Annotated in this window: 23 protein-coding genes and 1 pseudogene; 15 read left to right on the top strand and 9 right to left on the bottom strand. The window is 72.2% G+C overall.

Features of this window, described 5'->3' with window-relative positions; translation table 11 throughout:
- Nucleotides 1–35: 35 nt before the first annotated feature.
- The 3 genes from ACFYYF_RS04655 to ACFYYF_RS04645 all read right to left on the bottom strand — a co-directional run bounded on the left by ACFYYF_RS04655 (nucleotide 36) and on the right by ACFYYF_RS04645 (nucleotide 3,767).
- Entirely contained in the window at nucleotides 36–1,013 is a 978-nt protein-coding gene (locus tag ACFYYF_RS04655; protein ID WP_365493176.1) for an acyl-ACP desaturase, read from the bottom strand.
- 212 nt (nucleotides 1,014–1,225) lie between these two features.
- Nucleotides 1,226–2,002 (bottom strand): dimethylargininase, encoded by a 777-nt coding sequence (ddaH, locus tag ACFYYF_RS04650; RefSeq protein ID WP_388771357.1) that lies wholly within the window; start codon nucleotides 2,000–2,002, stop codon nucleotides 1,226–1,228.
- A 130-nt stretch (nucleotides 2,003–2,132) separates the two neighbouring features.
- Complete coding sequence (locus ACFYYF_RS04645; RefSeq protein WP_388771354.1) at nucleotides 2,133–3,767, bottom strand: ABC-F family ATP-binding cassette domain-containing protein; 1,635 nt, start codon at nucleotides 3,765–3,767, stop codon at nucleotides 2,133–2,135.
- A 315-nt stretch (nucleotides 3,768–4,082) separates the two neighbouring features.
- Between ACFYYF_RS04645 and ACFYYF_RS04640 the strand changes: the two genes are divergently transcribed.
- Together ACFYYF_RS04640 and ACFYYF_RS04635 are read left to right on the top strand one after the other, a co-directional pair.
- The gene (locus ACFYYF_RS04640; RefSeq protein ID WP_388771353.1) at nucleotides 4,083–4,775 is read left to right on the top strand and encodes a GPP34 family phosphoprotein; all 693 of its coding nucleotides are present in this window, start codon (nucleotides 4,083–4,085) and stop codon (nucleotides 4,773–4,775) included.
- Nucleotides 4,776–5,109: 334 nt separating this feature from the next.
- Nucleotides 5,110–5,946, top strand: coding sequence for an isocitrate lyase/phosphoenolpyruvate mutase family protein (locus ACFYYF_RS04635; protein ID WP_388771350.1), 837 nt, complete (start codon nucleotides 5,110–5,112; stop codon nucleotides 5,944–5,946).
- Nucleotides 5,947–5,962: 16 nt separating this feature from the next.
- Here the strand turns inward: ACFYYF_RS04635 and ACFYYF_RS04630 are convergent, their stop codons facing one another.
- Entirely contained in the window at nucleotides 5,963–6,379 is a 417-nt protein-coding gene (locus tag ACFYYF_RS04630) for an SsgA family sporulation/cell division regulator (protein ID WP_361687144.1), read from the bottom strand.
- Nucleotides 6,380–6,680: 301 nt separating this feature from the next.
- On the opposite strand from ACFYYF_RS04630, the gene ACFYYF_RS04625 reads away from it, so the two are divergent.
- A complete protein-coding gene (locus tag ACFYYF_RS04625) occupies nucleotides 6,681–7,778 on the top strand; it encodes a WD40/YVTN/BNR-like repeat-containing protein (protein ID WP_388771583.1) in 1,098 nt (365 codons plus the stop codon).
- 12 nt (nucleotides 7,779–7,790) lie between these two features.
- Here ACFYYF_RS04625 and ACFYYF_RS04620 read toward each other — a convergent pair whose 3' ends face one another.
- A complete protein-coding gene (locus ACFYYF_RS04620) occupies nucleotides 7,791–8,087 on the bottom strand; it encodes a YciI family protein (protein ID WP_388771348.1) in 297 nt (98 codons plus the stop codon).
- A 75-nt stretch (nucleotides 8,088–8,162) separates the two neighbouring features.
- On the opposite strand from ACFYYF_RS04620, the gene ACFYYF_RS04615 reads away from it, so the two are divergent.
- Both ACFYYF_RS04615 and mmpA read left to right on the top strand, forming a co-directional pair.
- Entirely contained in the window at nucleotides 8,163–8,852 is a 690-nt protein-coding gene (locus tag ACFYYF_RS04615) for an endonuclease V (RefSeq protein ID WP_388771345.1), read from the top strand.
- A 93-nt stretch (nucleotides 8,853–8,945) separates the two neighbouring features.
- Nucleotides 8,946–9,092, top strand: a complete 147-nt coding sequence (mmpA, locus tag ACFYYF_RS04610) for a morphogenic membrane protein MmpA (RefSeq protein ID WP_388771342.1) — start codon at nucleotides 8,946–8,948, stop codon at nucleotides 9,090–9,092.
- A gap of 150 nt (nucleotides 9,093–9,242) precedes the next feature.
- On the opposite strand, the gene ACFYYF_RS04605 is transcribed toward mmpA, so the two are convergent.
- On the bottom strand, nucleotides 9,243–10,415 hold the full coding sequence (locus ACFYYF_RS04605) for a saccharopine dehydrogenase family protein (protein ID WP_388771339.1): 1,173 nt from the start codon (nucleotides 10,413–10,415) through the stop codon (nucleotides 9,243–9,245).
- Between the two features lie 141 nt (nucleotides 10,416–10,556).
- Here ACFYYF_RS04605 and ACFYYF_RS04600 point away from each other — a divergent pair, with 141 nt between their 5' ends.
- The 5 genes from ACFYYF_RS04600 (at nucleotide 10,557) to ACFYYF_RS04580 (ending at nucleotide 17,088) form a co-directional block, all read left to right on the top strand.
- A complete protein-coding gene (locus ACFYYF_RS04600; RefSeq protein ID WP_388771337.1) occupies nucleotides 10,557–10,937 on the top strand; it encodes an MmcQ/YjbR family DNA-binding protein in 381 nt (126 codons plus the stop codon).
- Nucleotides 10,938–11,138: 201 nt separating this feature from the next.
- Nucleotides 11,139–12,275, top strand: a complete 1,137-nt coding sequence (locus ACFYYF_RS04595) for a CaiB/BaiF CoA transferase family protein (protein WP_388771334.1) — start codon at nucleotides 11,139–11,141, stop codon at nucleotides 12,273–12,275.
- Between the two features lie 202 nt (nucleotides 12,276–12,477).
- Complete coding sequence (locus ACFYYF_RS04590; RefSeq protein WP_388771331.1) at nucleotides 12,478–13,620, top strand: acyl-CoA dehydrogenase family protein; 1,143 nt, start codon at nucleotides 12,478–12,480, stop codon at nucleotides 13,618–13,620.
- A gap of 22 nt (nucleotides 13,621–13,642) precedes the next feature.
- Complete coding sequence (locus ACFYYF_RS04585; RefSeq protein WP_365493139.1) at nucleotides 13,643–14,857, top strand: acetyl-CoA C-acetyltransferase; 1,215 nt, start codon at nucleotides 13,643–13,645, stop codon at nucleotides 14,855–14,857.
- 38 nt (nucleotides 14,858–14,895) lie between these two features.
- Nucleotides 14,896–17,088, top strand: a complete 2,193-nt coding sequence (locus tag ACFYYF_RS04580; RefSeq protein WP_388771328.1) for a 3-hydroxyacyl-CoA dehydrogenase NAD-binding domain-containing protein — start codon at nucleotides 14,896–14,898, stop codon at nucleotides 17,086–17,088.
- 142 nt (nucleotides 17,089–17,230) lie between these two features.
- Here ACFYYF_RS04580 and ACFYYF_RS04575 read toward each other — a convergent pair whose 3' ends face one another.
- A complete protein-coding gene (locus ACFYYF_RS04575; protein WP_388771325.1) occupies nucleotides 17,231–17,929 on the bottom strand; it encodes a MerR family transcriptional regulator in 699 nt (232 codons plus the stop codon).
- 142 nt (nucleotides 17,930–18,071) lie between these two features.
- On the opposite strand from ACFYYF_RS04575, the gene ACFYYF_RS04570 reads away from it, so the two are divergent.
- Together ACFYYF_RS04570 and ACFYYF_RS04565 are read left to right on the top strand one after the other, a co-directional pair.
- Nucleotides 18,072–18,551: an Appr-1-p processing protein gene (locus ACFYYF_RS04570; RefSeq protein ID WP_388771323.1), complete on the top strand. Its 480-nt coding sequence runs from the start codon at nucleotides 18,072–18,074 to the stop codon at nucleotides 18,549–18,551.
- 97 nt (nucleotides 18,552–18,648) lie between these two features.
- Entirely contained in the window at nucleotides 18,649–19,581 is a 933-nt protein-coding gene (locus tag ACFYYF_RS04565; RefSeq protein ID WP_388771320.1) for an adenosine kinase, read from the top strand.
- A gap of 104 nt (nucleotides 19,582–19,685) precedes the next feature.
- Here the strand turns inward: ACFYYF_RS04565 and ACFYYF_RS04560 are convergent, their stop codons facing one another.
- Nucleotides 19,686–20,840, bottom strand: a complete 1,155-nt coding sequence (locus tag ACFYYF_RS04560) for a M1 family metallopeptidase (protein ID WP_388771318.1) — start codon at nucleotides 20,838–20,840, stop codon at nucleotides 19,686–19,688.
- A 27-nt stretch (nucleotides 20,841–20,867) separates the two neighbouring features.
- Here ACFYYF_RS04560 and ACFYYF_RS04555 point away from each other — a divergent pair, with 27 nt between their 5' ends.
- Nucleotides 20,868–22,829 (top strand): Xaa-Pro dipeptidyl-peptidase, encoded by a 1,962-nt coding sequence (locus tag ACFYYF_RS04555; RefSeq protein ID WP_388771315.1) that lies wholly within the window; start codon nucleotides 20,868–20,870, stop codon nucleotides 22,827–22,829.
- A gap of 65 nt (nucleotides 22,830–22,894) precedes the next feature.
- On the opposite strand, the gene ACFYYF_RS04550 is transcribed toward ACFYYF_RS04555, so the two are convergent.
- Nucleotides 22,895–23,857, bottom strand: a complete 963-nt coding sequence (locus tag ACFYYF_RS04550; protein ID WP_388771313.1) for an FAD-dependent oxidoreductase — start codon at nucleotides 23,855–23,857, stop codon at nucleotides 22,895–22,897.
- 67 nt (nucleotides 23,858–23,924) lie between these two features.
- Here ACFYYF_RS04550 and ACFYYF_RS04545 point away from each other — a divergent pair.
- Both ACFYYF_RS04545 and ACFYYF_RS04540 read left to right on the top strand, forming a co-directional pair.
- Nucleotides 23,925–24,374: pseudogene (locus ACFYYF_RS04545) on the top strand (oxidoreductase); the annotation flags it as partial.
- 117 nt (nucleotides 24,375–24,491) lie between these two features.
- A complete protein-coding gene (locus tag ACFYYF_RS04540; protein ID WP_361687096.1) occupies nucleotides 24,492–26,132 on the top strand; it encodes an ABC-F family ATP-binding cassette domain-containing protein in 1,641 nt (546 codons plus the stop codon).
- The last annotated feature ends 55 nt before the right edge of the window (nucleotides 26,133–26,187 follow it).

Raw genomic sequence — 26,187 nt, 5'->3', positions numbered from 1 at the left:
TCACGGTCACGCGCCTCGCGCGTGCGCGGTCCGGGTCAGGCGGTGGCGCGGGCCGCCATCCGCGCCTTGCGGGCGGCGAGTTTCGCGTCGAACTTCGAGGCCTCGGCGTCCAGGCCGCCCATGAAGTAGCCGAGCTCCTCCTGGGCCTTCAGGCCCTCGGGGCCGAGGCCGCCGATCTCCAGCACCTTGAGATGACGCAGCACGGGCTGGAGCACGTCGTCGTGGTGGATGCGCAGGTTGTAGACCTCGCCGATGGCCATCTGCGCGGCCATGCGCTCGAAGCCGGGCATGCCGTGACCGGGCATCCGGAAGTTGACGACGACGTCACGGACGGCCTGCATGGTCAGGTCGGGGGCGAGCTCGAACGCGGCCTTCAGGAGGTTGCGGTAGAAGACCATGTGCAGGTTCTCGTCGGTCGCGATGCGCGCCAGCATGCGGTCGCAGACCGGGTCGCCCGACTGGTGGCCCGTGTTGCGGTGCGAGATGCGGGTCGCCAGCTCCTGGAAGGCGACGTACGCGACCGAGTGCAGCATCGAGTGGCGGTTGTCCGACTCGAAGCCCTCGCTCATGTGCTGCATACGGAAGGCTTCGAGCTTGTCCGGGTCCACCGCGCGCGAGGCGAGCAGGTAGTCGCGCATCACGATGCCGTGCCGGCCCTCCTCCGCCGTCCATCGGTGCACCCAGGTGCCCCAGGCGCCGTCGCGGCCGAACAGGGACGCGATCTCGTGGTGGTAGCTCGGGAGGTTGTCCTCGGTGAGGAGGTTGACGACGAGCGCGATCCGGCCGATCTCGGTGACCTTGGACTGCTCCTTCTCCCAGGCCTCGCCGTCCTCGAACTGCCCCGGGAAGTTGCGGGCGTCGCTGAAGGGCACGTACTCGTGCGGCATCCAGTCCTTGGCCACCTTCAGGTGCCGGTTGAGCTCCGTCTCGACGACTTCCTCCAGCGCGTACAGCAGCCGGGCGTCGGTCCAGGCGGCCGCCGGGCTGCCGAGGTCGGGGGAAGTGATCGTCACTGGTGCTCCAGGGAGGGACGGGTTCAACGAGCGGAATTCCAACCTACGGCATCGTAGGCTACGTCTCCGTAGGTTACGACTCCGTAGGTTAAGGAGCCCGTAAAGATCGCTGATCAGGGGCGTTGTGGGCGAGAGCGCCCCGCTCTCCGGCCCATGCCGGAGAGGCCCGGGGCGTCGAGGTGCTGGGCCGTACGGATGACGCGCTCACTCGTTCAGCCGTACAGCCCCCGAAGCCTCACCGAGAGACAGGTCACGCACCCTTCGAGCTTCTCGAACTCGCCGATGTCCACCACGACCGGTTCGTGGCCGAGGTCGGCGAGCAGCTCCGCGGTCTTCGGGGCGGACGCGGCCATCAGCAGCTTGCCGCCGCCCAGGAGCACCACGTGCGCCCCGGACTCCTCGGGCACGGCGAGGAAGCGCGGGAACAGCGAGGGGGTGTCCACCAGCGGTTCGTGCCCGATCACCGTCCCGTCGGGCAGTGCCGTGACCGCCGACTTCAGATGCAGCACCTTGCTGACGGGGACGGCGACGACCCGCGCCCCCAGCGGTTCGAAGACGGCGCGGAGCTGCTGGACCCCGGCCGCGTTCGTCCGGCCGCCGCGGCCCACGTAGATCGTGTCGCCCACCTTCAGGACGTCGCCGCCGTCGAGGGTGCCCGGATCCCAGATCCAGTTCACCGAGCAGCCGAGGCGCGCCACGGCCTCCTCCACCCCCGGCGTCTCGCCCCGGCGGGACTCGGCGCCGGGCCGGGCGATGAGCGCGACATTGCGGAAGACGACGACGGCGTCCTCGACGAACACCGCGTCCGGGCAGTCCTCGGCCGGGTCCACCTCCACGGTCTCCCAGCCGTGCGTCCGCAGCGCCTCGGTGTAGGCCTCCCACTGTTCGACCGCGAGATCGACGTCCACCGCCGTGCGTTCCACATGCGTCACCAGCCCCTCGGCGAGGCGGGGGCCGGGCCGGCGGACGAGCGCTTTCTGACTGGGCACGGGCGGGTCTCCGAATCGGCAGGGGGTGTCGAACGCACCATCATGCAGCGCGGTCCGCGCACGCAGAAGACCCCCGGACGGACACCGGGGGCCGCCCACCCCCGACGCTAGGCGGCCCCCGCCTTCCGCACTATGAGGAATACCCGACAGTTTCCGGAGCGATTTCTTTCAGTTCTCCTCCTTCCAGCAGCAGCTGTCGCGTGATGCCGATCGACTCCAGGAACGGCATGTCGTGGCTGGCGACGATCAGTGCCCCCTCGTACGACTCCAGGGCCGTGGTGAGCTGGCGGACGCTCGCGATGTCGAGGTTGTTCGTCGGCTCGTCGAGCATCAGGAGCTGCGGGGCGGGATCGGCCAGCATCAGGGCCGCGAGCGCCGCGCGGAAGCGTTCGCCGCCGGAGAGCGTCGCCGCCTGCTGGTCGGCCTTCGCCCCCTTGAACAGGAAGCGGGCGAGACGGGCCCGGATCCGGTTGGTGGTGGCGAGGGGTGCGTACCGGGCCACGTTCTCGGCGACCGTCAGCTCGTCGTCCAGGACGTCGAGCCGCTGCGGCAGGAAGCGCAGCGGCACATGGGCGTGCGCCTCGCCGGACACGGCCTCCAGCTCCCCGGCGATCGTGCGCAGGAAGGTCGTCTTGCCCGACCCGTTGCGCCCGATGAGGGCCACGCGCTCGGGTCCGCGAAGATCGAGGATCCCGTTCACCCGTGTGCCGTGCTTCAGCTCCAGCCGGTCGAGCGTGAGGACGTTGCGCCCCGGCGGCACCGCCGTGTACGGCAGGTCGATCCGGATCACGTCGTCGTCCCGTACGGCCTCCACCGCCTCGTCGAGGCGCTCCTTCGCCTCGCTGAGCCTGCCCTCGTGCAGGATCCGGTGCTTGCCCGCGGACTCCTGGGCCGACCGTTTGCGCGCCCCCATCACGATCTTCGGTTCGCGCTTCTGGTCGTTCATCTTCTGGCCGTACCGCCTGCGCCGGGCCAACTTGACCTGGGCGTCGACCAGTTCGCGTTTCTGCTTCTTCAGATCGGACTCGGCGACACGCACCATGCGCTCCGCCGCCTCCTGTTCGGCGGCCAGCGCCTCCTCGTACGCGGAGAAGTTCCCGCCGTACCAGCCGACCTCGCCGGAGTGCAGATCGGCGATCTGGTCGGCCAGGTCGAGGAGTTCGCGGTCGTGACTGACCACGATCATGACCCCGGACCAGGCCTCCACGGCCGCGTACAGCCGCCGCCGCGCGTACAGGTCGAGGTTGTTGGTGGGTTCGTCGAGCAGGAGGATGTCGGGCCGGCGCAGCAGGAGCGCGGCCAGCCGCAGCAGCACCGACTCGCCGCCGGACACCTCGCCGATGGTGCGGTCCAGGTCGATGCGCCCGAGGCCGAGCTCGCCGAGGGTGGCGCGGGCCCGCTCCTCGACGTCCCAGTCGTCGCCGACGACGTCGAAGTGCTCCGCGGACGCGTCGCCCGCCTCGATCGCGTGCAGGGCGGCGCGGACCGCGCGGATGCCGAGCGCCTCGTCGACCCGCAGCCCGGTGTCGAGGGTGACGTTCTGCGGCAGATGGCCGACCTCGCCCGCGAGCCGGACGGTGCCGTCGGCCGGGGTGAGATCTCCGGCGATCAGCTTCAACAGGGTTGATTTGCCGGATCCGTTGACGCCGACGAGTCCGGTGATGCCGGGTCCGAAGGCGACCTGGAGACCGTCGAAGACCTCGGTGCCGTCCGGCCAGGCGAAGGACAGGGAGGTGCAGGTGACGGAAGTGGGGAACGTTGACATGAGGGCCTCGCGATTGCTGGATGCGGTCGGGGGTACGCGTACGGGACACCGCGAGGCGACGACGATCCAGTTCGGAGGAGAGCGGGAAGAACAGGCTCCGCACCCTGGGACGGCTCGAACGCCGAGGTCGCACGCTGCGCACACGCGGGTCCCACGGGACCGGCTGTGTGACGCGGTGTCTCCGACCTCAGACGAGCAACGTCCTTCTCCATTCGACGGCAACAGAACCGCTTCCCACCGTAGGGACGGTCCTGAGGGCTGTCAAAGGATTAACGCGCCACCGCCCACCGCCCACCGACGAACCGAGGAGACCCCGTGCCGAACGGCCCGCTCTCGTTGCCCGCCCGGCTCTACCTCCTGGCGTGGGACACCACGAAGGGGAGGCTCACCGGCTCCACCCACCTCCACCACCTGGTGCGCGCCGGCGCCCTCACCGAACTCGCCCAGCGCGGGCTGCTCTTCGACGACGACGGCATCGTCACCCCCGTCGACGCCGACTCCCGGACCGGGGACGTGGTTCTCGACGGGCTCCTGGAGCTCGTGTCGGAGTCCCTGCCCCGTGGATGGAAGCAGTGGGTCACCTGCCGGGCCCGGGTCACCCTGGACGCGGTCCGCGCCCAGCTCGCCGCCGAGGGATACCTGCGGGCGCAGCGCAAGCGGGTCTTCGGGATCTTCCCGTCCGTCGAGTACGAACTGGACCGGGTACCCGTGGTGGACGCCCTGCGCGCGGACGCCCGGGAGGTGCTGGAGGGACCGGTGCCGGTCGCCGACGTCGGTGACCGCGAGGCGGCCCTCGTCGCCCTGGCCACCGCGGCCGAGCTGCGCACCTTCGCGTCGTCCAAGGAGCGCAGGCTCCACCGGGTCCGTATCGACCAGCTCACCGAACGCGGGGGCGCGGCGGCTCCCGCGCTGAGGAAGGTCATCCAGGACGTCCGTACGGCGGTGGTCGTGGCGGCCACGACGGCCGCCTCCACGACCGCGGCCACGACCGCGACCACGTCGACCTGACCGCGGCCACGACCGCGTCGACCTGACCGCGGCCGGGACCGGGCCGAAGCCCATGACTTCCGGGCAGTGCGACCCGGCGACGTGTACGTACGGGCACGGCCACGCCGGACCGACCGCGGCGACGACCGGGTCGAACCGGGCGTGGTCATGTCCGGGTCGGGCCACGCCGGACCGGACGCCCACCCCCCACGTACCGGACGCCCGCCCCCCACGTACCGGACGCCCGCCCGCCCAGGTACCGGACGCCCGCCCCCCACGTACCGGACGCCCGGCCCCACGTACGTGTCGGATTCCTGCCAGCTCCCCTCGTGCCGACCGTGCTTGGGTTGTCCCCATGACCGACATCGAGCGACTCCGCGACTCCGCCCACGCCTTCCGCGCCCTGCACGTGCCCGGCCGGCCCCTCGTCCTGGCGAACGCCTGGGACGCGGTGACCGCGCGGATCGTCGAGGACGCGGGTGCCGCGGCGGTGGCCACCACCAGCGCCGGCCTCGCCTGGGCACGGGGCGTGGCGGACGGGGACCGGCTGGAGCGGGAGGACGCGCTCGCGGCCGTCGCGCGGATCACCGCCGTGGTCCGGGTGCCGGTCAGCGCGGACATCGAGAGCGGGTACGCGTCCGACGCCACGGGCCTGGGGGACACCGTCCGCGCGGTGCTCGCGGCGGGCGCGGTGGGCGTGAACATCGAGGACGCCCTCTACGGGGAGGGGGCCGGGCCGCTGCGACCGGTGGCGGAGCAGGCGGAGCGCGTCGCGGCGGTCCGCGCGGCCGCCGACGCGGCGGGGGTGCCCCTGTTCGTCAACGCGCGCATCGACACGTATCTGCGGGGCGCGGGCGGGCTGGAGGAGACCCTGGAGCGGGCCGCCGCCTTCCTGGCCGCGGGGGCCGACGGCGTCTTCGTCCCCGGAACCGTCGATCCGGCGACCGTGAAGGCGCTCGTCGAAGGCATCGAGGGCCCCCTGAACATCCTGGTGGGCCCCGGGGCGCCGTCCGTGGGGGAGCTGGCCGGACTCGGCGTGGCCCGGATCAGCGCGGGGTCGAGCATCGCGGCGGCCGCGCACGGCCTGGTCCGGCGTGCCGCGCGGGAGCTGCTGGGCACGGGAACCTGCGAGAGCCTGACCGGCGGGTTCGACTACGCCGGCCTCAACGCCCTGATGGGACGCACCGGCTGACGCCACCCGCGCCGCTTCAGCAGGTGCCCCGCATGAGCTCCTCCAGGTCGTGATCCAGGTCGACCTGGAGGTGTTCGAGACCGACCGGCACCAGGTCGGTGGTCTGCTGGAGGAACGTCCGCACCTCGCCCGAGCGCACGTGGATCACGGCGGTGCCCTCGGGGGCGTGGAACTCCAGGACGGTGCGGTCGAAGCCGTACGGCCGCACGCGCACGTCGCCGTCCCCCACCGCGTCCTCCAGACCGGACACGAGCAGTTCCCGTGCGAAGGTCCAGCAGACCTCCACGCCTTCGAGCGTGGCGGGGGCCGGGAAGGTCATGCGGACGGCGAACGGGTCGGTCCGGTCGTAGTGCAGCGTGGCCGGAATGCTCGGCATCCGCGGCGCGGCGGCGACGAGGCGGGCCTCTACGGGCTGCTCGATGACGGTGGACAACGCCTTGCTCCCTTGTGACGGCTGAACGAACTCCGGGCGGATGAAGCCGGTCAATTGAAGAGACGGAAGAATGACCCGGCGCGTGCACCTCTGACCCGAGTGACCTCTGTCACCGAGGTCATGCCCCGGGAGATCCACTCTCTCCGATCGTGGTGATCCTTTTCGGAGATCGCGGTGATCCGTTTTCCGTTCCGCACTCGCCCGACACCGTTGAGGACACCCGGGCGGCCCCCGAGGTTCCCGCCGGAGGCCATCTGGACTCGATCGGGGGAGTGCACTAGCTTCGCCCGCCATGAGGGCCATGGGGAAGACGGGACGCACGGGCCGGACGAGCGCGACGGGTTCGGCGGCCGCGGCACTCGCCGCGGTGCTCGTGATGGCGGCACCCGCGGTGGCGGCGCCGGTACGGGTGCAGGACACGGCGCGGACGGCGGACTGGGTGCTCAAGGACACCGGTACGGACGTGCGTCTGCGCGGACTGTCGGCCGTCAGCAGGGACACCGCCTGGGTGGCCGGTTCGAAGGGCACCGTGCTGCGCACCACCGACGGCGGAGCGCGCTGGCGGAACGTGTCGCCGCCCGGCGCCGCGGACCTGGAGTTCCGCGACATCGAGGCGTTCGACGCGCGGCGTGCCGTGGTCCTGGCCATCGGCGAGGGCGAGGCGTCCCGGGTCTACCGGACCGAGGACGGCGGCGCCACGTGGACCGAGTCCTTCCGCAACACCGACACCCGCGCCTTCTACGACTGCCTCACGTTCCTCGACCGGCGGCACGGTCTGGCGATGAGCGACCCGGTGGACGGCAGGTTCCGCATCCTGTCGACCAGCGACGGCGGCCGCTCCTGGAAGGTGCTGCCCGGGGACGGGATGCCCGCAGCGCAGGAGGGCGAGGCGGGCTTCGCCGCGAGCGGCCAGTGCCTGACCGGCTCCGGGCCCCGCGACGTGTGGCTGGCCACGGGAGGCGGCGCACGCGCGCGCGTGCTGCACTCCGCGGACCGGGGACTGACCTGGACCGCCGGCGACAGCCCGGTCCCCGCGGGAGACCCGGCGCGCGGCGTCTTCGCGCTCGCCTTCCGCGACCGCGACCACGGGATCGCGGTGGGCGGCGACTACCGCGCCGACCAGCCCTCACCGCGGGCCGCGGCGGTCACCCGCGACGGCGGCCGCACCTGGACCACCGCGGACCGGCCCCCGCCCGCCTACCGCTCGGGCGTCACCTGGCTGCCGCACAGCCGCACCGCCGCCCTCGCGGTCGGTCCCACCGGCACCGACCTGACCACGGACGGCGGCCGGACCTGGCGCACCCTCGACACCGGCTCGTACGACACCGTGGACTGCACCCCGGACCTGGGCTGCTGGGCCTCCGGCGAGAAGGGACGCGTCGCCCGGCTGGAGCGCTGAGGCGCGGGGACCTCAGCCGAGGGTGTCGCGATAACGCTCCAGGCCCGGCGCCGTCTTCGTCGCCACGAACTCGGTGACGCGGTAGGCGCACACGCCCGCGGCGACGAACGGGTCGCCCGCGACGATCTCCTCGATGCGCGCCCGGCTCTCCGCGACGGCCAGGATCACCCCGCCGTCGCGGGGGTTCTTGCGACCCGAGGCGAGGAAGGTCCCTGCCGCGTACTGCTCGTCGAGCCAGGCGACATGGGCCTCCAGAACGGCATCGACGGCATCGAGCGGCGCGGTGTAGGACAACTCCAGTACGAACATGATCGCGACCCTACGCCCGCCGTCCGCCGCCCGGGCCCGGCCGGGTGAGGGGCGGCACGTAGGCTCGTCCGCATCATGACGATCGTGAGCATTCCCGCGGGCTGGCCCGTCACCGAGGAACAAGCGCGTGCCGTACAGGACGAGTTGCGCGCGCGGGTGGTGCTCGACGAGCCGGGCCCGCCGCCCGGCACGGGGCACGTGACGGGTGTCGACGTGGCCTACGACGACGAACTGGACGTCGTCACGGCGGCCGCCGTCGTCCTCGACGCGGCGACCCACGAGGTCGTGGCGGAGGCCACCGCCGTCGGCAGGGTCTCCTTCCCCTACGTCCCCGGACTGCTCGCGTTCCGCGAGATCCCGACCGTCATGGCCGCGCTCGACGCCCTGCCGCTCCCGCCCGGCCTGGTCGTCTGCGACGGGTACGGGCTCGCCCACCCCCGCCGTTTCGGCCTCGCGAGCCACCTCGGCGTCCTCACCGGCCTCCCCACGATCGGGGTCGCCAAGAACCCGTTCACCTTCTCCTACGAGGAGCCGGGCGTCCGGCGCGGCAGCGCCTCACCGCTGCTCGCGGGCAGCGACGAGGTGGGCCGCGCGCTGCGCACCCGGGACGGGATCAAGCCGGTGTTCGTGTCCGTCGGCCACCGCGTGGACCTCGGCAACGCCTGCGCCCACACCCTCGCGCTCACCCCTCGGTACCGCCTGCCGGAATCCACCCGCCGGGCGGACTCCCTGTGCCGCCTGGCCCTCCGGCGGGCGACTTCCTGACACCGCCCACCGTCCCCCCGTCGCGGAGGTGAGTACGGCCGCTGAGTACCCGTACGGATGTACGGCCGTGCCGCGACCGGCAGGCTGGTCCGCATGACGACGCACCGGGCATCGAACCCCTCCGCCGGACCCGCGCGGCCCGACGGGCGCGCGGTGACGGCCGTGCTGCTCCTCGCCGTTCCGGCCGGCCTCGCCTGGATCGGCGGGATGATCTACACGGTGGTGGTCTGGGCGTCGTGAGGGTCCCCCGCCCTGACGACCACGCCCGGACGCAGGGTTCGCCGCGTCCGGCCGCGTGGTCGGGAGGCAGGGCCCGTCCCTCGCGCGTGCCGGGCGGCGCCGCACATCCGGACGCCGGACGCCGGGGAGGGGCGACTTCGCGGACGGGACCTAGCGCACCGCCGCCACCCGGAAGGTGATCCCCGCCGCGCTCAGCCGTTCCAGCAGCGCGTCGCCCATGGCCACCACCGGGGTGACCTGACCGGACGTCTTCGGCAGGTCGTCCAGGGCCAGCGCCAGGGCGGACTCCGCGAGCATCTTCGCGGTCTCGCCGTAGCCCGGGTCGCCGCCCGAGACCTCGGTGAACACGCGCCGGCCGCCGCCCTCGCCCACGAAACGCACCGAGAACCAGCTCTTCGCACGGCGCTCGGCGCTCGGCCCCTCGCCCGGCTTGATCCGGTCGGACAGCCAGCGGCGCGCGGGCGGAAGCTGGGCGGCGGCGAAGAGCGCGCTCACCCCGGCGACCCCGCCCAGGGCGATGGGCAGGCGCTCGACGGCCGCGTAGTGGCGGTAGCGGAAGTCCGGCCCGTACCGCGCCAGGGCCCGCGCCGAACGCTGCACCACCTGGGCGTCGATCGTGGGCAGCGGCAGCGCCCACGCCCCGACCTCCTTGGCGAACCGCGGCGCGCCCAGCGGCGCCTCGACCCGTCGCCCCATCAGGCGCGGTTCGTGGTGCCTGCGTTCCCGGGCCGCGGCCAGCATGTGCCGGCCGCGCGCGAACTGGCCCAGCGCGGAGGCGAACGTACCGCCCGAGAACATCGCCCGGGAGCGTACGAATCCCTCCACCCGCAGCGGCACGTCCTCCGGGAGCTGCTGGACCGTGAACCAGGCGCCCAGGTCGTGCGGGATCGAGTCGAAGCCGCAGGCGTGCACGAGCCGTGCGCCCGTCTCCCGCGCGCGTGCGTCGTGCCGGACGTACATCAGGTCCACGAACTCGGGCTCGCCGGTCAGGTCCAGATAGTCGGTCCCGGCGTCCGCGCAGGCGGCCACCAGGTCCTCCCCGTAGGTGATGTAGGGCCCCACGGTCGAGGCCACCACGCGCGCCTGCCGGGCGAGCTCGCGCACCGAGTCCGGGTCCGTGACGTCCGCCCGCAGGACACCGGGCGCGCCGCCGAGCCGCTCCCGCAGCCGTTCCAGCTTCTCGGTGCTGCGTCCGGCGATCGCCCACCGCAGCCCCTCGGGTGCGTGGGCGGCCAGGTATTCCGCGGTGAGCTCCCCGACGAACCCCGTGGCTCCGAAGAGCACGATGTCGTACGCGCGGTCCGGCTCGTTCATCCTGCTCATGACACCCTCCACCACTGTGGGCTGCGCTCGAACGTGCGGCCCGCGCCACGTCGCGCGCGAAGCGCCGTTGTCGGTGGCTGAGGCTAGCGTGAGGTACGAACAGTCGGACGACGAGGTCGCACGAAGAGGCCGGAGGCAGCCGTGACCGTGTCGCAAAACGCGCTGAAAAAGTGGCAGAAGGTGCGTGGATTCGCGCTCGGTCTGCCCGGCGCCTCGGAGGAGTTCCCCTGGGGCGAGACCGTCGCGAAGGTCAACAAGAAGGTCTTCGTCTTCCTCGGTCTCGACGACGGCAGTTACCCGCTCGGCGTCACGGTCAAGCTCAAGGACGAGGCGGCACACGCCCACGCGCTCACCTCGCCGGGCGCTGAGCCCGCCGGGTACGGCCTGGGCAGGGCCGGCTGGGTGCGCGTACCCCTGGAGGAGCGGGGAGCCCCGGCGGCGGAGCTGCTGTGCGACTGGGTCGAGGAGAGTTACCGCGTGATAGCACCCAAAAGACTGATCTCCGAGCTGGACCGACGCTGATCCCGGCGCCGCCCGGCGGTGCCCGCGCTCAGGGCCGGCGGTGCCCGCGATCCGCGCCGGAGTGACGGTGGCGCCGGTCCCGGGGAGGGTCCCGAACCCGGAATGAGACTAAGCGCTTGCTCGCCAGGGGCTTGCCCGGAGTGGAACACGTTCTTAACATCACTGATGTCACATCAGTGGTGTCACAGTGCTGGGGGCTTGATGACAGCGGCAGGAACGCCGGGGCACGGTCCCCTCGCCGGGGTGCGCGTGGTCGAGCTGGCGGGCATCGGGCCCGGCCCGTTCGCCGCCATGCTGCTGGCCGACCTCGGAGCGGACGTCGTCCGGGTGGACCGGCCCGGCGGCGCCGGGATCGGCGTCGACCCGGCACTCGACATCACCAACCGCAACAAGCGGTCCGTGCTCGTCGACCTCAAGGCCGAGGACGGTCCGTCCCGGGTCCTGGACCTGGTCGAACGGGCCGACATGCTGATCGAGGGCTACCGCCCCGGCGTCGCCGAGCGGCTGGGCGTGGGCCCCGAGGACTGCCGGGCCCGCAACCCGCGGCTCGTCTACGGCCGGATGACGGGATGGGGCCAGGAGGGCCCGCTCGCCCAGCGCGCCGGACACGACATCGCCTACATCGCCCTCACCGGCACCCTCGGCATGATCGGCGAACCGGACAGGCCGCCGGCGGTCCCGGCGAACCTCCTCGGCGACTACGCGGGCGGCTCGCTCTACCTCGTCGTCGGTCTCCTCGCCGCCCTGCACCACGCGCGGGCGACCGGCACCGGCCAGGTCGTGGACGCGGCCATCGTCGACGGCACCGCGCACCTCTCGACGATGATCCACGGCATGATCGCCGCGGGCGGCTGGCAGGACCGGCGCTCCGCCAACCTCCTCGACGGCGGCTGCCCCTACTACGGGACCTACGAGACCTCCGACGGCCGGCATATGGCCGTCGGCCCCCTGGAGCAGCGGTTCTACGACCGGTTCGTAGACCTGCTGGGCATCCCCGGACTCGGTCCCGCCCACAAGGACCCGGCCCGCTGGGACGAACTGCGCGCGGCGGTCGCCGACCGCTTCAGGACCCGTACGAGAGACGAGTGGACCGCCGTCTTCGAGGGCACCGACGCGTGTGTGGCGCCGGTCCTGTCGCTGCGCGAGGCGCCCGGGCATCCGCATCTCGCGGCCCGCGGCACGTTCGTGGACCACGGCGGCATCACCCAGCCCGCCCCCGCTCCGCGCTTCTCCGCCACTCCCACGTCCGTCCGCGGCGGGCCCGCCCTGCCGGGCGCCGGCACCGCGGACGTGGCCCGCGACTGGGACGTGCCCGGGCTGACGAAGGACGGCGGCTGATGGCACCCGACCGGCCGCCGGTGCCGCTCGGCGCGGTTGTCTCCGGCCCGGACCGGACGCCCGTGGCGCCTCCAGGCGCGGACCGGGCGCCCGCCCGCACTCGCACGCCCGCCTGGACCCACGCCTCCTGCTTGCCCCGCCCCAGCCCGTGCCACGCCCTCGCCGAGGGCCCCCGTACCCCCTCCAGGAAGGCCCTTCCCGCATGAAGCGGCAGATCTTCACCGCCGAGCACGACGCGTTCCGCGAGACCGTGCGCACCTTCCTCGCCAAGGAGGTGCTTCCCCACTACGAGCAGTGGGAGAAGGACGGCATCGTCTCCCGCGAGGCCTGGCGGGCGGCCGGGAAGCAGGGCCTGCTCGGACTCGCCGTGCCCGAGGAGTACGGAGGCGGCGGCAACGCGGACTTCCGCTACAGCGCCGTGCTCGCCGAGGAGTTCACGCGCGCGGGAGCGGCCGGTCTGGCCCTCGGGCTGCACAACGACATCATCGGCCCGTATCTGACGGACCTCGCCACCGAGGAGCAGAAGCGGCGCTGGCTGCCCGGATTCTGCGACGGCTCGATCGTCACCGCGATCGCGATGACCGAACCCGGCGCCGGCTCCGACCTCCAGGGCATCACCACCCGTGCCGACGACAAGGGCGACCACTTCCTGCTCAACGGCTCCAAGACCTTCATCTCCAACGGCATCCTCGCCGACCTGGTGATCGTGGTCGCCAGGACCACCCCCGAGGGCGGCGCGCACGGACTGTCGCTGCTCGTCGTCGAGCGGGGCATGGACGGCTTCGAGCGCGGCCGCAACCTCGACAAGATCGGCCAGAAGTCGCAGGACACCGCGGAGTTGTTCTTCAACGACGTCCGCGTCCCCAAGGAGAACCTGCTCGGCGAGTTCAACGGCGCGTTCATCCACCTGATGACCAACCTCGCGCAGGAGCGCATGGGCATCGCCGTCGCCGCCATCGCCGGGGCCGAACACCTGCTGGAGATCACCACCGCGTACGTGAAGGAGCGCGAGGCGTTCGGACGGCCGCTCGCCAAGCTCCAGCACATCCGCTTCGAGATAGCCGAGATGGCCACCGAGTGCGCCGTCACCCGTACCTTCCTCGACCGCTGCATCGTCGACCACTCGGACGGCGAACTCGACGCGGTGCACGCCTCCATGGCGAAGTGGTGGGCCACCGAACTGCAGAAGCGCGTCGCCGACCGGTGCCTGCAACTGCACGGCGGCTACGGCTACATGACGGAGTACCGGGTCGCCCGGGCCTTCACCGACGGACGCATCCAGACCATCTACGGCGGGACGACCGAGATCATGAAGGAGATCATCGGTCGCTCCCTGCTCGGCTGAACCCTCATCGAAAGGCTTACCAGTGAGCACCGAAGCGTACGTGTACGACGCGATCCGCACCCCGCGCGGTCGCGGCAAGCAGAACGGCTCCCTGCACGGAACGAAGCCCATCGACCTCGTCGTCGGGCTCATCCACGAGGTGCAGCGCCGCTTCCCCGGCCTCGACCCGGCCGCCGTCGACGACATCGTGCTCGGTGTCGTCGGCCCGGTCGGCGACCAGGGCTCCGACATCGCCCGGATCGCGGCCATCGCCGCCGGACTGCCCGACACGGTGGCCGGCGTCCAGGAGAACCGCTTCTGTGCCTCGGGCCTCGAAGCCGTCAACATGGCCGCGATGAAGGTCCGTTCGGGCTGGGAGGACCTCGTCCTCGCGGGCGGCGTCGAGTCGATGTCACGGGTGCCGATGGCCTCGGACGGCGGCGCCTGGTTCGCCGACCCGATGACCAACCTGGCCACCAACTTCGTGCCGCAGGGCATCGGCGCCGACCTGATCGCCACCATCGAGGGCTTCTCCCGCCGCGACGTCGACGAGTACGCGGCCCTCTCCCAGGAGCGCGCGGCCAACGCCGTGAAGGACGGCCGTTTCGACCGGTCCGTCGTCCCCGTCAGGGACCGCAGCGGTCTCACCGTCCTCGACCACGACGAGTTCCTGCGCCCCGGCACCACCGCCGACTCGCTGGCGAAGCTGAAGCCGTCGTTCGCGGACATCGGTGAACTGGGCGGCTTCGACGCGGTGGCACTGCAGAAGTACCACTGGGTCGAGAAGATCGACCACGTCCACCACGCGGGCAACTCCTCCGGCATCGTGGACGGCGCCTCGCTCGTCGCCATCGGTTCCAAGGACGTCGGCGAGCGCTACGGCCTGACCCCGCGCGCGCGGATCGTCGCCGCCGCCGTGTCCGGCTCCGAGCCGACCATCATGCTCACCGGTCCCGCGCCCGCCGCCCGCAAGGCGCTCGCCAAGGCCGGCCTGACCATCGACGACATCGACCTCGTCGAGATCAACGAGGCCTTCGCGGCCGTCGTCCTGCGCTTCGTGAAGGACATGGGCCTGTCGCTGGACAAGGTCAACGTCAACGGCGGCGCCATCGCGCTCGGCCACCCCCTCGGCGCCACCGGCGCGATGATCCTCGGCACCCTCGTCGACGAGCTGGAGCGCCAGGACAAGCGCTACGGCCTCGCCACCCTGTGCGTGGGCGGCGGCATGGGCATCGCCACGATCGTCGAACGCGTCTGACCTTCCCAACGGATCAAGGATCTACGGAGCATCCCCTGATGAGCACTGAGCCCACCACCATCCGCTGGGAACAGGACGAGACCGGCGTCGTCACCCTCGTCCTCGACGACCCCAACCAGTCCGCCAACACCATGAACGCGGCGTTCCGCGCCTCCCTCGCCGCGGTCACCGACCGCCTGGAGGCCGAGAAGGACTCGATCCGGGGCGTCATCTTCACCTCCGCCAAGAAGACCTTCTTCGCGGGCGGCGACCTGCGCGACCTCATCCGGGTCACCCCCGAGACCGCCCAGGACCTCTTCGAGGGCGGCCTCGCCATCAAGCGGAACCTGCGCCGCATCGAGACGCTGGGCAAGCCGGTCGTCGCCGCCATCAACGGCGCGGCCCTGGGCGGCGGCTTCGAACTCGCCCTCGCCTGCCACCACCGGGTCGCCCTCGACACCTCCGGCACCAAGATCGGCTGCCCCGAGGTCACGCTCGGCCTGCTCCCCGGAGGCGGCGGAGTCGTCCGCACCGTGCGCCTGCTGGGCATCGCCGACGCCCTCCTGAAGGTCCTCCTCCAGGGCACGCAGTACAACGCGACGCGCGCCCGGGACAACGGCCTCGTCCACGAGGTGGCCGCCACCCCCGAGGAACTGCTCGCCAAGGCCCGCGCGTTCATCGACGCCAACCCCGAGTCGCAGCAGCCCTGGGACAAGCCCGGCTACCGCATCCCCGGCGGCACCCCGTCGAACCCGAAGTTCGCGGCCAACCTGCCCGCCTTCCCGGCCAGCCTGCGCAAGCAGACGAACGGCGCCCCCTACCCGGCCCCGCGCAACATCCTCGCGGCCGCCGTCGAGGGCTCGCAGGTCGACTTCGAGACGGCCCAGGTCATCGAGGCCCGCTACTTCGTCGAGCTGGCCGCCGGCCAGACCTCGAAGAACATGATCCAGGCGTTCTTCTTCGACCTCCAGGCCGTCAACTCCGGTGCCAACCGGCCCAAGGGCATCGAGCCGCGCCCCGTCCGCAAGGTCGCCGTCCTCGGCGCCGGCATGATGGGCGCGGGCATCGCCTACTCGTGCGCGCTCGCCGGCATGGACGTCGTCCTGAAGGACGTCTCGGCCGACGCCGCGGACAAGGGCAAGGCGTACTCCGAGAAGCTCTGCGCCAAGGCCGTCTCCCGGGGCCGTACGACCCAGGAGAAGGCGGACGCGCTGCTCGCCCGCATCACGCCCACCGCGGACCCGAACGACCTCGCGGGCTGCGACGCGGTCATCGAGGCGGTCTTCGAGGACACCGCGCTCAAGCACAAGGTGTTCCAGGAGATCCAGGACATCGTCGGGCCCGACGCCCTGCTCTGCTCCAACACCTCCACCCTGCCGATCACCGCCCTCGCCGAAGGCGTCGAGCGGCAGGAGGACTTCATCGGGCTGCACTTCTTCTCGCCCGTCGACAAGATGCCGCTGGTGGAGATCATCAAGGGCGAGCGCACCGGCGACGAGGCCCTGGCCCGCGCCTTCGACCTGGTCCGCCAGATCAAGAAGACCCCGATCGTCGTCAACGACTCGCGGGGCTTCTTCACCTCCCGGGTCATCGGGCACTTCATCAACGAGGGCGTCGCCATGGTCGGCGAGGGCATCGAGCCCGCCTCCGTCGAACAGGCCGCGGCCCAGGCCGGCTACCCGGCGAAGGTCCTCTCCCTCATGGACGAGCTGACCCTCACCCTGCCGCGCAAGATCCGCAAGGAGTCGAAGCAGGCCGTCGAGGAGGCGGGCGGCACCTGGGAGACCCACCCGGCCGAGGCCGTCATCGACCGCATGGTGGACGAGTTCGAGCGCCCCGGACGCAGCGGGGGAGCGGGATTCTACGAGTACGGCGAGGACGGCAAGCGCGGTCTGCTCTGGCCCGGACTGCGCGAGCACTTCACCAAGCCGGGGTACGAGATCCCCTTCGAGGACATGAAGGAGCGCATGCTCTTCTCCGAGGCGCTGGACACCGTCCGGCTCCTCGAGGAAGGCGTCCTGACCTCCGTCGCCGACGCCAACATCGGGTCCGTCTTCGGGATCGGCTTCCCGGGCTGGACCGGCGGTGTCCTCCAGTACATCAACGGCTACGAGGGCGGGACCGGCACGGGACCGGCCGCGTTCACGGCCCGCGCGCGGGAGCTCGCCGAGCGGTACGGCGACCGTTTCCTCCCGCCGGCGCTGCTCGTCGAGAAGGCGGAGAAGGGCGAGCGGTTCGCCGACGCCTCCTGATCCGGCCGAGACGCCTCCTGATCCGGTCGCGACAGCTCCTGGTCCGGTAGCGGACCGGGCGGCTGGCGGACTCGCGCCACGAGGGCGGGGGCCGGGCACCGACAGGTGTCCGGCACCCGCCCCCGCCGTCGGGCCGAGGCCGTCAGGACTCCTTGAGCCATTCCCGCAGCTCGTCCTTCAACGAGCGCTGGAACGCCGTCAGCAGCGCCTGCACGACCAGCGGCTGCATGTGCGCCGACAGCGACTTCACGGCCGCCACGGACTCCCGGTCGCCCACGGCGACGCGCAGCAGACCCGACAGTTCGTGGGCCGCCGCGCGCGAGTGCTCCAGCAGGACGGTCCGCGCGGCGAGGATCGTCTCGTCCGCGATCGGTACGTCCAGCAGCTCCAGGCCGAGCTTCAGCAGCCCGGGGTCCAGCCGGACCGGGTCCCCCGTCCCTTCGACGACGCCCATCGCGGCGAGCCGGTCCAGGTCGGCGTCACCGAGGGGCCGTCCGGCCCGCCCCTCCAGTTCCTCCCGGGTCACGTCCTCCATCGCGTCGGGCGCCCAGGAGGCCACCACGGCACGGTGGATGGCGAGGTCGTGCGCGCTCAGACCGGGCGGCAGCTGCGTCAGATGCCGCTCGATCGCCGCCAGCGTCATGCCCTGGTGCTGCAACTCCTCGATGAGCGCGAGCCGGGCCAGATGCTCCTGGCTGTAGTGGCCCACCCGGCGGGGTCCGATCACGGGCGGCGGCAGCAGGCCCCTGGCGCTGTAGAAGCGGACGGTGCGGACCGTGACGCCCGCGCGCGCGGCCAGTTCGTCGACCGTGAGCTTGGGCTCCTCGGTGTCCGTCGTCATGCCAGGTCCTCGCCTCTCGCGTCGTGCGGCGCGCCCGGGGTGAGGGGTGACGGCGCGGTGCAACAGTATTGCTGTCCCACCAGTGTTGTGAAAGCACCCGTCCACCGGCGCCGTTGTCAGTGGCGGCCTCTACGGTGGTGGCATGACGGAGATCGCCTACGTACGAGGTGACGCCACCGCTCCCTCGGTCAAGGGCGTCAAGATGATCGCCCACGTGTGCAACGACATCGGGGGCTGGGGCAAGGGCTTCGTGCTGGCGCTCTCCCGCCGCTGGCCGGAGCCCGAGGCCGCGTACCGCGCCTGGCACCGCGGCCGCGCGGGCAACGACTTCGGCCTGGGCGCGGCCCAGTTCGTCCAGGTCGAGCCGTACGTGTGGGTGGCGAACCTGGTGGGCCAGCGCGGGATACGCACCGGCAGCAAGGGCGTTCCCGTGCGCTACGAGGCCATCGACGCCGCGCTCGCGCTGCTGGCCGGCAAGGCGGTCGAGCTCGGGGCCTCGGTGCACATGCCGCGCATCGGATGCGGGCTGGCCGGCGGCACCTGGGCGCGGGTGGAACCCCTGGTCACCGAGCGGCTGGTGCGCCGCGGCCTCGCGGTGACGGTGTACGACCACGGCGGCTGACCGGGCGTCGCAGGAGTCTTGCGGAAGTTTCTGCAATTCCTTGCGGTGATCGTCCGGGGGCTGGTTGACTCGCTGCTCGCGTCCGAAAGGGAGTGTCATGAGCCGCGACATCGACGTCCTCGTACTGGGCGGCGCGGGGGTGGACACCATCGTCCACGTCCCCGAACTGCCGTTGCCCTACGCCGACAGCTACATGATCCGCCCGGGCATCGAGACCCGCGCAGGGCAGACCGGCGACTTCGTCGCGCTCGGCCTGCACACCCTCGGCCTGCGCACGCACCACCTCGACATGCTCGGCGCCGACCCCGAGGGCGACCTCGTGCGAGCCCTGCACCGCGAGCGGGGCATCGCGCTCACCGAGGTCCCCCAGCCCGCGGGCACCAAGCGCGCGGTCAATCTCGTCGGCCCCGACGGACGCAGGCTCTCCCTGTACGACGACAGCCGGGCGGGCGAAGGGGACCGGCTGCCCGAGGAGACGGTGCGGGACCTGGCGGCGTCGAGCCGGCACGCCCATGTGTCCATCACCCACCCCTGCGCCTTCGCCCTGCCGGTCCTGAGGGAGGCCGGGGTGACCATCTCGACCGACCTGCACAACTGGGACGGCGAGAACCCGTACCACGAGGCCTTCGCCTACACCGCCGACATCGTGTTCGTCTCCACCACCGCCCTCGCCGACCACGAGCGCACCATGCGGAAGATCATGGAGCACGGCCGGGCGGAGGTCGTCGTCGCCACCGCCGGTGCCGAGGGCGCGTACGTACTGACCGGCGGCGAGGTGACCCACATCCCCGCGATCCCGCCCCGTACACCGGTCGTCGACTCGAACGGCGCGGGGGACTCCTTCGCCGCCGGCTTCCTCTACGGCCGTCTGACCGGCGAACCGGTCGGCCGCTGCGCCCTGTACGGCGCGGTGGCCGGCGCCTTTGCCTGCACGGTTCCCGCGACGCGGGCCGACGCCGTCACCCGCGCGGATCTCCTCGACGAGGTGGCGAGGTGGGACCGCCGGGAGGCGGAGCCGGCCCTCCCCTGACCGGGACGTCGCCGACCCGGTGACGGTCGGACGGACACCCGGGCGGTGACGGGTCCGCGCTCCCTCGGGGAACGCGGACCCGTGCCGCGGACTCCGGAGAGTGCTCAGCCCGAGTGGACCGTGTCCGTCGCCGCGATCTTCTTCCAGGACTTCGGCCGGACGGGGACCGCCTTCGCCGCCGAGGGGGCGAGTCCCGCGCTCCGCGCCGCGGGTGCCGTCGGCTTCGACGGCTGGAACAGCCAGGTGTCGAAGAACGCCGCGAGCGACTGGCCGGACACCTGCTCCGCGTACCGCTGGAAGTCGGCGACCGACGCGTTCCCGTACGCGTGCTCCTTGGGCCATCCCTTGAGCAGGGCGAAGAAGGCGTCGTCCCCGACCTGGTTGCGCAGCGCCTGCACCGCCAGCGCGCCCCGGTCGTAGACCGCGATGTCGAACTGGTTGTCGGGCCCCGGGTCTCCGGGCGCCACCTTCCAGAAGGCGTCGTCCGCCGGGTGCGCGGCGTACACGTAGTCCGCGAGCTCCTGTGCCGTGCCCTCGCCCTCGTGCTCCGACCACAGCCACTGCGCGTAGCGCGCGAAGCCCTCGTTGATCCAGATGTCCTTCCAGCCCTTCAGCGACACGTCGTCGCCGTACCACTGGTGCGCCAACTCGTGCACGACGACCGAGGTGTTGGAGCCGTTCGCGAACTGCCGCGGGCTGTAGTAGACCCGCGTCTGGGTCTCCAGCGCGTATCCGGTGGTGGTGTTGGGGACGTATCCGCCGGCGCTGCTGAACGGATACGGCCCGAAGTAGCCGCTCAGCCAGTCCACCAGCTCGCCCGTGCGCTCGACACTGGCACGCGCCGCCCCGTCGTTGTCGCCCAGGTCCTTGCTGTAGGCGTTGACGACGGGGACGCCGCCCTCGGACGTACCGGTCGTGATGTCGAACTTCCCGACCGCGAGCGTGGTCAGATACGTGGCCTGCGGCTTGTTGGACCGCCAGTTGTAGCGGGTCCAGCCGAGCCGGGAACTCGTCGACTGCAGCGTGCCGTTGGAGATCGCCTGGGTGCCGTCCGGGACGGCCACCGACACGTCGTAGGTCGCCTTGTCGAGCGGGTGGTCGTTGCTCGGGTACCACCACCAGGCCGATTCGGGCTCGTCCGCCGCGACCGCCCCGTCCGGGGTCCGGTGCCAGGTCGAGAAGCCGTACGCGCTCTTCGTCGACGGCAGCCGACATGAGCCATCCGGCCCCAGGCGCCTGTCACCGACCCTCTGTCGCACGGGAGTTGACCGGGGTACCTTCCGCGCATGCCGATACCAGAGCGCCGTACGCGCTTCATGACCTGGAGACCGCTCGCCACGGCGGCCGTCGCCGCCCTGATGGCCGCCTTACTCGTCCCGGCCGCCGCACACGGCGCGCCGAGACAGAGCACCCCGGTCTACTCGTACGAGAACGCGATCCGCGAGTCCGTCTGGGTCGACACCGGCCTCGACGGCGACGGCGACGGAAAGCACGACCGCGTGGCCGTCGACATCGTCCGGCCCCGTGAACCCGCCCGCCAGGGACACAGAGTCCCCGTGATCATGGACGCCAGCCCGTACTACTCCTGCTGCGGGCGCGGCAACGAGAGCCAGAAGAAGACGTACGACGCGAACGGTCACGTCGTCCAGATGCCGCTGTTCTACGACAACTACTTCGTACCGCGCGGCTACGCCTTCGTCGGCGTCGACCTCGCCGGAACCGACCGCTCCGACGGCTGCGTCGACGTCGGCGGCCGCTCCGACATCCGGTCCGCGAAGGCGGTGATCGACTGGCTGAACGGCCGCGCCAGGGGCTACACCACCCGAACCGGCACCGCCACGGCCAGAGCCACCTGGACCAACGGCCGGACCGGGATGATCGGCAAGAGCTGGGACGGCACCATCGCCAACGGCGTCGCCGCCACCGGCGTGAAGGGTCTGAAGACCATCGTGCCGATCAGCGCCATCTCCTCCTGGTACGACTACTACTTCGCCAAGGGCGCCCCGCTCTACGACTCCGGTCCCGACTGGCTGTCCGGCTACGTCGACAGCCCCGACGCCCGCGCCAAGTGCGCGGCCGTGCAGCGGAAGCTGGTCGACGGCGCGCCGCGCACCGGCGACTGGACGTCGCTGTGGACCGAGCGCGACTACGTCGAGGACGCCTCGAAGGTGAAGGCCAGCGTCTTCCTCGTCCACGGCATGCAGGACCTCAACGTCCGCACCAAGAACTTCGGCCAGTGGTGGGACGCCCTCGCCAAGAACGGTGTCGAGCGCAAGATCTGGCTCTCGCAGACCGGGCATGTCGATCCCTTCGACTTCCGCCGCGGCGCCTGGGTGGACACCCTGCACCGCTGGTTCGACCACGAACTCCTCGGCTACGACAACGGCATCGACCACGAGCCGATGGCCGACGTCGAACGCCACCCCGACCAGTGGACGACCTCCGCCGTCTGGCCACCCCGCGCCACCGCTGCCACGACCCTGCGACCGGGCACGGGCACGCTGCCGGGCGTCGGCACCCTCGGACTCGGCCGCGGATCCGGCACGGAGACCTTCACCGACGATCCGAGTCGGGGCGAGACCGACTGGGCCGCGCACATCGACCGGACGACCGCCGACAAGGCCGGCTTCACCACCCGGCCGCTCACCCGCGACCTGCGGCTCTCCGGCTCCTCCAAGGTGACCGTCACCGCCACACCCACCACCTCGACGGCCCACCTCTCGGCGGTCCTCGTCGACCTCGGCCCGGACACCGTCCGCGACTACGCCGGCTCCGGCGAGGGCATCACGACCCTCACCGACCGCACCTGCTGGGGAGCGAGCACGGCCGGCGACAGCTCCTGCTACAAGGTGACCCGGGCGGCCACGACCGACGTCGACTTCACCGTCGTCAGCCGCGGCTGGGCCGATCTCGGCAACTACGCCTCGGACAAGGGCATCGCGCTCACCCCGGGCAAGGCGTACACCATCACGCTCGACCTGGCGGCCACGGACCACGTGGTCCCGAAGGGGCACCGGCTCGCGCTGATCGTCGCGGGCACCGACAGGGATCTGATCGACCCTCCGGCCGCCACGCCGACCCTCACCCTCGACCTGTCCCGTACCTCGGCCCGGGTGCCGCTGGTGGGCGGCGCGGCCGCGTTCGAGCGGGCGACGGCGGGCTCCGGGACGGCGGCACCGGCCGCGTCCCTCCTCGACGGCGTACGCGCCCCGCGCACCGCACTCCGCGTCCCGGGGCAGGCCGGTTGACCCACCGACCTGCCGCCCCTGTGACGCACTGACCCGCCCGACCCTCCGGCCCCCGCGGCCGGAGGTCAGGAGGAGGCGACCGGACCGACGAGTCCGGCCGCCTCCCGCGCGCATCCCCACGCCACCGTGACTCCGGCGCCCCCGTGCCCGTAGTTGTGCACCAGCACCCGTCCGTCCGGCAGGACCTCGCGCTCCAGCCGGACCGTTTCGCGCACCGGCCGCAGCCCCACCCGGTGACCGAGCACACGGGCCCCGGCGACCTCGGGGCGCAGCGCCGCGCACCGCGCGACGATCCGCGCCGCCGCCTCCGGGTCGGGAACCAGGGACCAGTCGTCCTCGTCCGTGGTGCCGCCGAGGATCACCCGGTCCGGGTGCGGGAAGACGTACGTCGTCGTCCCGGCCGCGGGGTCCGTGGACACGAGCCATTCACGGATCCCGGGATTCTCGACGATCACGAGCTGCCCGCGCACGGGCCGCACGCCCGGATCCACGGCGAGCTCGCGGGCGCCGAGGCCCGCGCAGTTGACGACGACCGGCGCGTCCGGCTCCGCGAGATCCGTCGCCGTCCGCTCCTCGACCGTGCCGCCCGCCCGCAGCAACCGCTCCCGCAGATGGCGCAGATGCACGGGCATGTCGATCAACGGCAGCCGCGCCCGCAGCGCGGTGCCCGGATACTCCTCGGCCGTCGCCGCCCGCAGACCGGGCACCCGGGCCGCCCACGACCCCAGCTCGTCCAGCCGCGTCTCGCCCATGACCCCCTCGACCAGGCGTACGCCACTGTCCTCGGGCCGCGTCGCCGACTTCTCGTACACGGAGAGCGATACGAGGGCCCAGGCGCGGGCCAGTTCCTTCGGCGCGATGCGGTACGGCCACCACAACGCCCCCGCAACGGCCGAGGTGGTCCGCTCGGCGGGCTCCCGCGCCCACACCCGGACCCGCCTGCCGGCCTCGGCCAGCACCACGGCCGTGGTCAGACCGACGACCCCGCCGCCGACCACGATCACCTCGTCGCTCCCGGGCTTCTCCATGCCGGGACGTTAGCGGAACATGCCACGTCAGTGGTCTCGTCTCCCTCCGTCCGGGAATACTCACGGCATGTCCTCCGAGTACGCCACCTTCGGCCTGGCCCCGGCGACGCGTGCCGGTGGAGTCCTCGCGGGCGGTGACAGCCGGGTGCACCGGGACGCCGTCGACTTCGTCGTCGGCGGAAGCCCGCTGCTGAGCCGGCTCTCCGGCCTCGACGCGGTCTCCCCGCTCGCCTCCGACGTACCGCCCGCGATCCTCACCGCCCAGGTGCGCGGCCTCCTCCTGGAGGCCGAGGCCCCGCTCGACGGGGGCAGGCACGTCATCTACGGCTGTCCCGAGTGCCGGAGCATCGAATGCGGTGCCGTCACCGCGGTCGTCGAGCGGGACGGCGACGACTACGTCTGGCGGGACTTCGCCTGGCAGACCGGCGAACGGGCCGATCTGGAACGCAACGGCTACCACGGCGTGGGGCCGTTCCGCTTCCACGGCCCCGAGTACCGCGGCGCGCTGAACAGCCTGGGGGAGTCGTTCGTGACGGCCCGGACGCCGGGCGGCGCAGCGGTGGAACCCGTGACGCACCGGGGTCCGGATCGGCGGTGAGGGGGGCCGCGGAGGGCCGTTAAAATCGGCTCCCTGATGACTGCCACTCTCGTCGCCAAGAATCTCACCGCCGGACACGGCGACCGCGCGCTCTTCGCCGGACTCGACCTCGTCGTCGCGCCCGGCGACGTGATCGGGCTCGTCGGCGCCAACGGCGCCGGCAAGTCCACGCTGCTGCGGCTGCTCGCGGGTCTCCTCACCCCGGAACAGGGCGAGCTGCGGCTCTCCCCGCCCACCGCGACCGTCGGGCACCTGCCCCAGGAGCCGGAGCGCCGGGAGGGCGAGACCGTACGGGACTTCCTCGCCCGCCGGACGGGTGTCGACGAGGCCCAGCGGGTGATGGACGAGGCGACCCAGGCGCTCGTCGACGGGGCGCCCGGCGCGGACGACCTCTACGCGAACAGCCTGGAGCGCTGGCTCGACCTCGGCGGCGCCGACCTGGACGAACGCGCCGAGGAGGTCGCCGACTCGCTGGGGCTCGGCGTCGGCCTCGACCAGCCGATGACGTCCCTGTCCGGCGGTCAGGCGGCCCGCGCCGGACTCGCCTCGCTCCTGCTCTCCCGCTACGACGTCTTCCTGCTCGACGAGCCCACCAACGACCTCGACCTGGACGGCCTGGAGCGCCTGGAGCGCTTCGTCTCCGGGCTGCGCGCCGGGACCGTCGTCGTCAGCCACGACCGCGAGTTCCTGACCCGCACGGTCACCAAGGTCCTCGAACTCGACCTGGCACAGCAGCAGATCACGCTGTACGGCGGCGGCTACGAGGCCTATCTCGAAGAGCGCGAGACCTCCCGCCGGCACGCGCGCGAGGACTACGAGGAGTACGCCGACAAGCGTTCCGCCCTCGAGGGCCGGGCCCAGATGCAGCGCGGCTGGATGGACAAGGGCGTCAAGAACGCGCGGCGCAAGGCGGGCAACGACAACGACAAGATCGGCCGCAAGTTCCGCAGCGAGGCCAGCGAGAAGCAGGCCGCGAAGGCCCGGCAGACCCAGCGCATGATCGAGCGGCTGGACGTGGTCGAGGAGCCCCGCAAGGAGTGGGAGCTGCGCATGGAGATCGCGGCGGCCCCCCGATCGGGCGCGGTCGTCGCCACGCTGCGCGACGCCGAAGTGCGGCGCGGGGACTACACCTTCGGCCCGGCGACCCTCCAGATCGACTGGGCGGACCGGGTGGCCGTCACCGGCGCGAACGGCGCCGGCAAGTCGACCCTGCTGGGCGCGCTGCTCGGCCGGGTGCCGCTGTCCTCCGGCCACGCCACGCTCGGCTCCGGTGTGATCGTCGGCGAGGTGGACCAGGCCCGCAAGCTCTTCCACGGCCCCGAGTCGCTGCTGGAGGCGTTCGGCGCGGCCGTCCCGGACACCGAACCCGCCGAGGTCCGCACGCTGCTGGCCAAGTTCGGCCTGAAGGCGGACCACGTCCTGCGCCCGGCGGCCACGCTGTCCCCGGGCGAGCGCACCCGCTCGGCGCTGGCACTCCTCCAGGGCCGGGGCGTCAACCTGCTGGTCCTGGACGAGCCCACCAACCATCTCGACCTGCCGGCCATCGAGCAGCTCGAATCGGCCCTGGACTCCTACGAGGGCACGCTCCTGCTGGTCACCCACGACCGCCGCATGCTGGACGCGGTCCGCACGACCCGCCGCCTGGAGGTGGCGGACGGCAAGGTGACGGAACGCTGAGCCCGCAGGCCGGACTCGAAGAGGGGGCCACCGCCGAACGGCGGTGGCCCCCTCT

It is taken from the genome of Streptomyces sp. NPDC001914 (assembly GCF_042891215.1).
Taxonomy (GTDB): domain Bacteria; phylum Actinomycetota; class Actinomycetes; order Streptomycetales; family Streptomycetaceae; genus Streptomyces.
The sequence above is the reverse complement of the archived record's forward strand: the minus strand, read 5'-3'. Positions and strand labels throughout refer to the sequence as shown.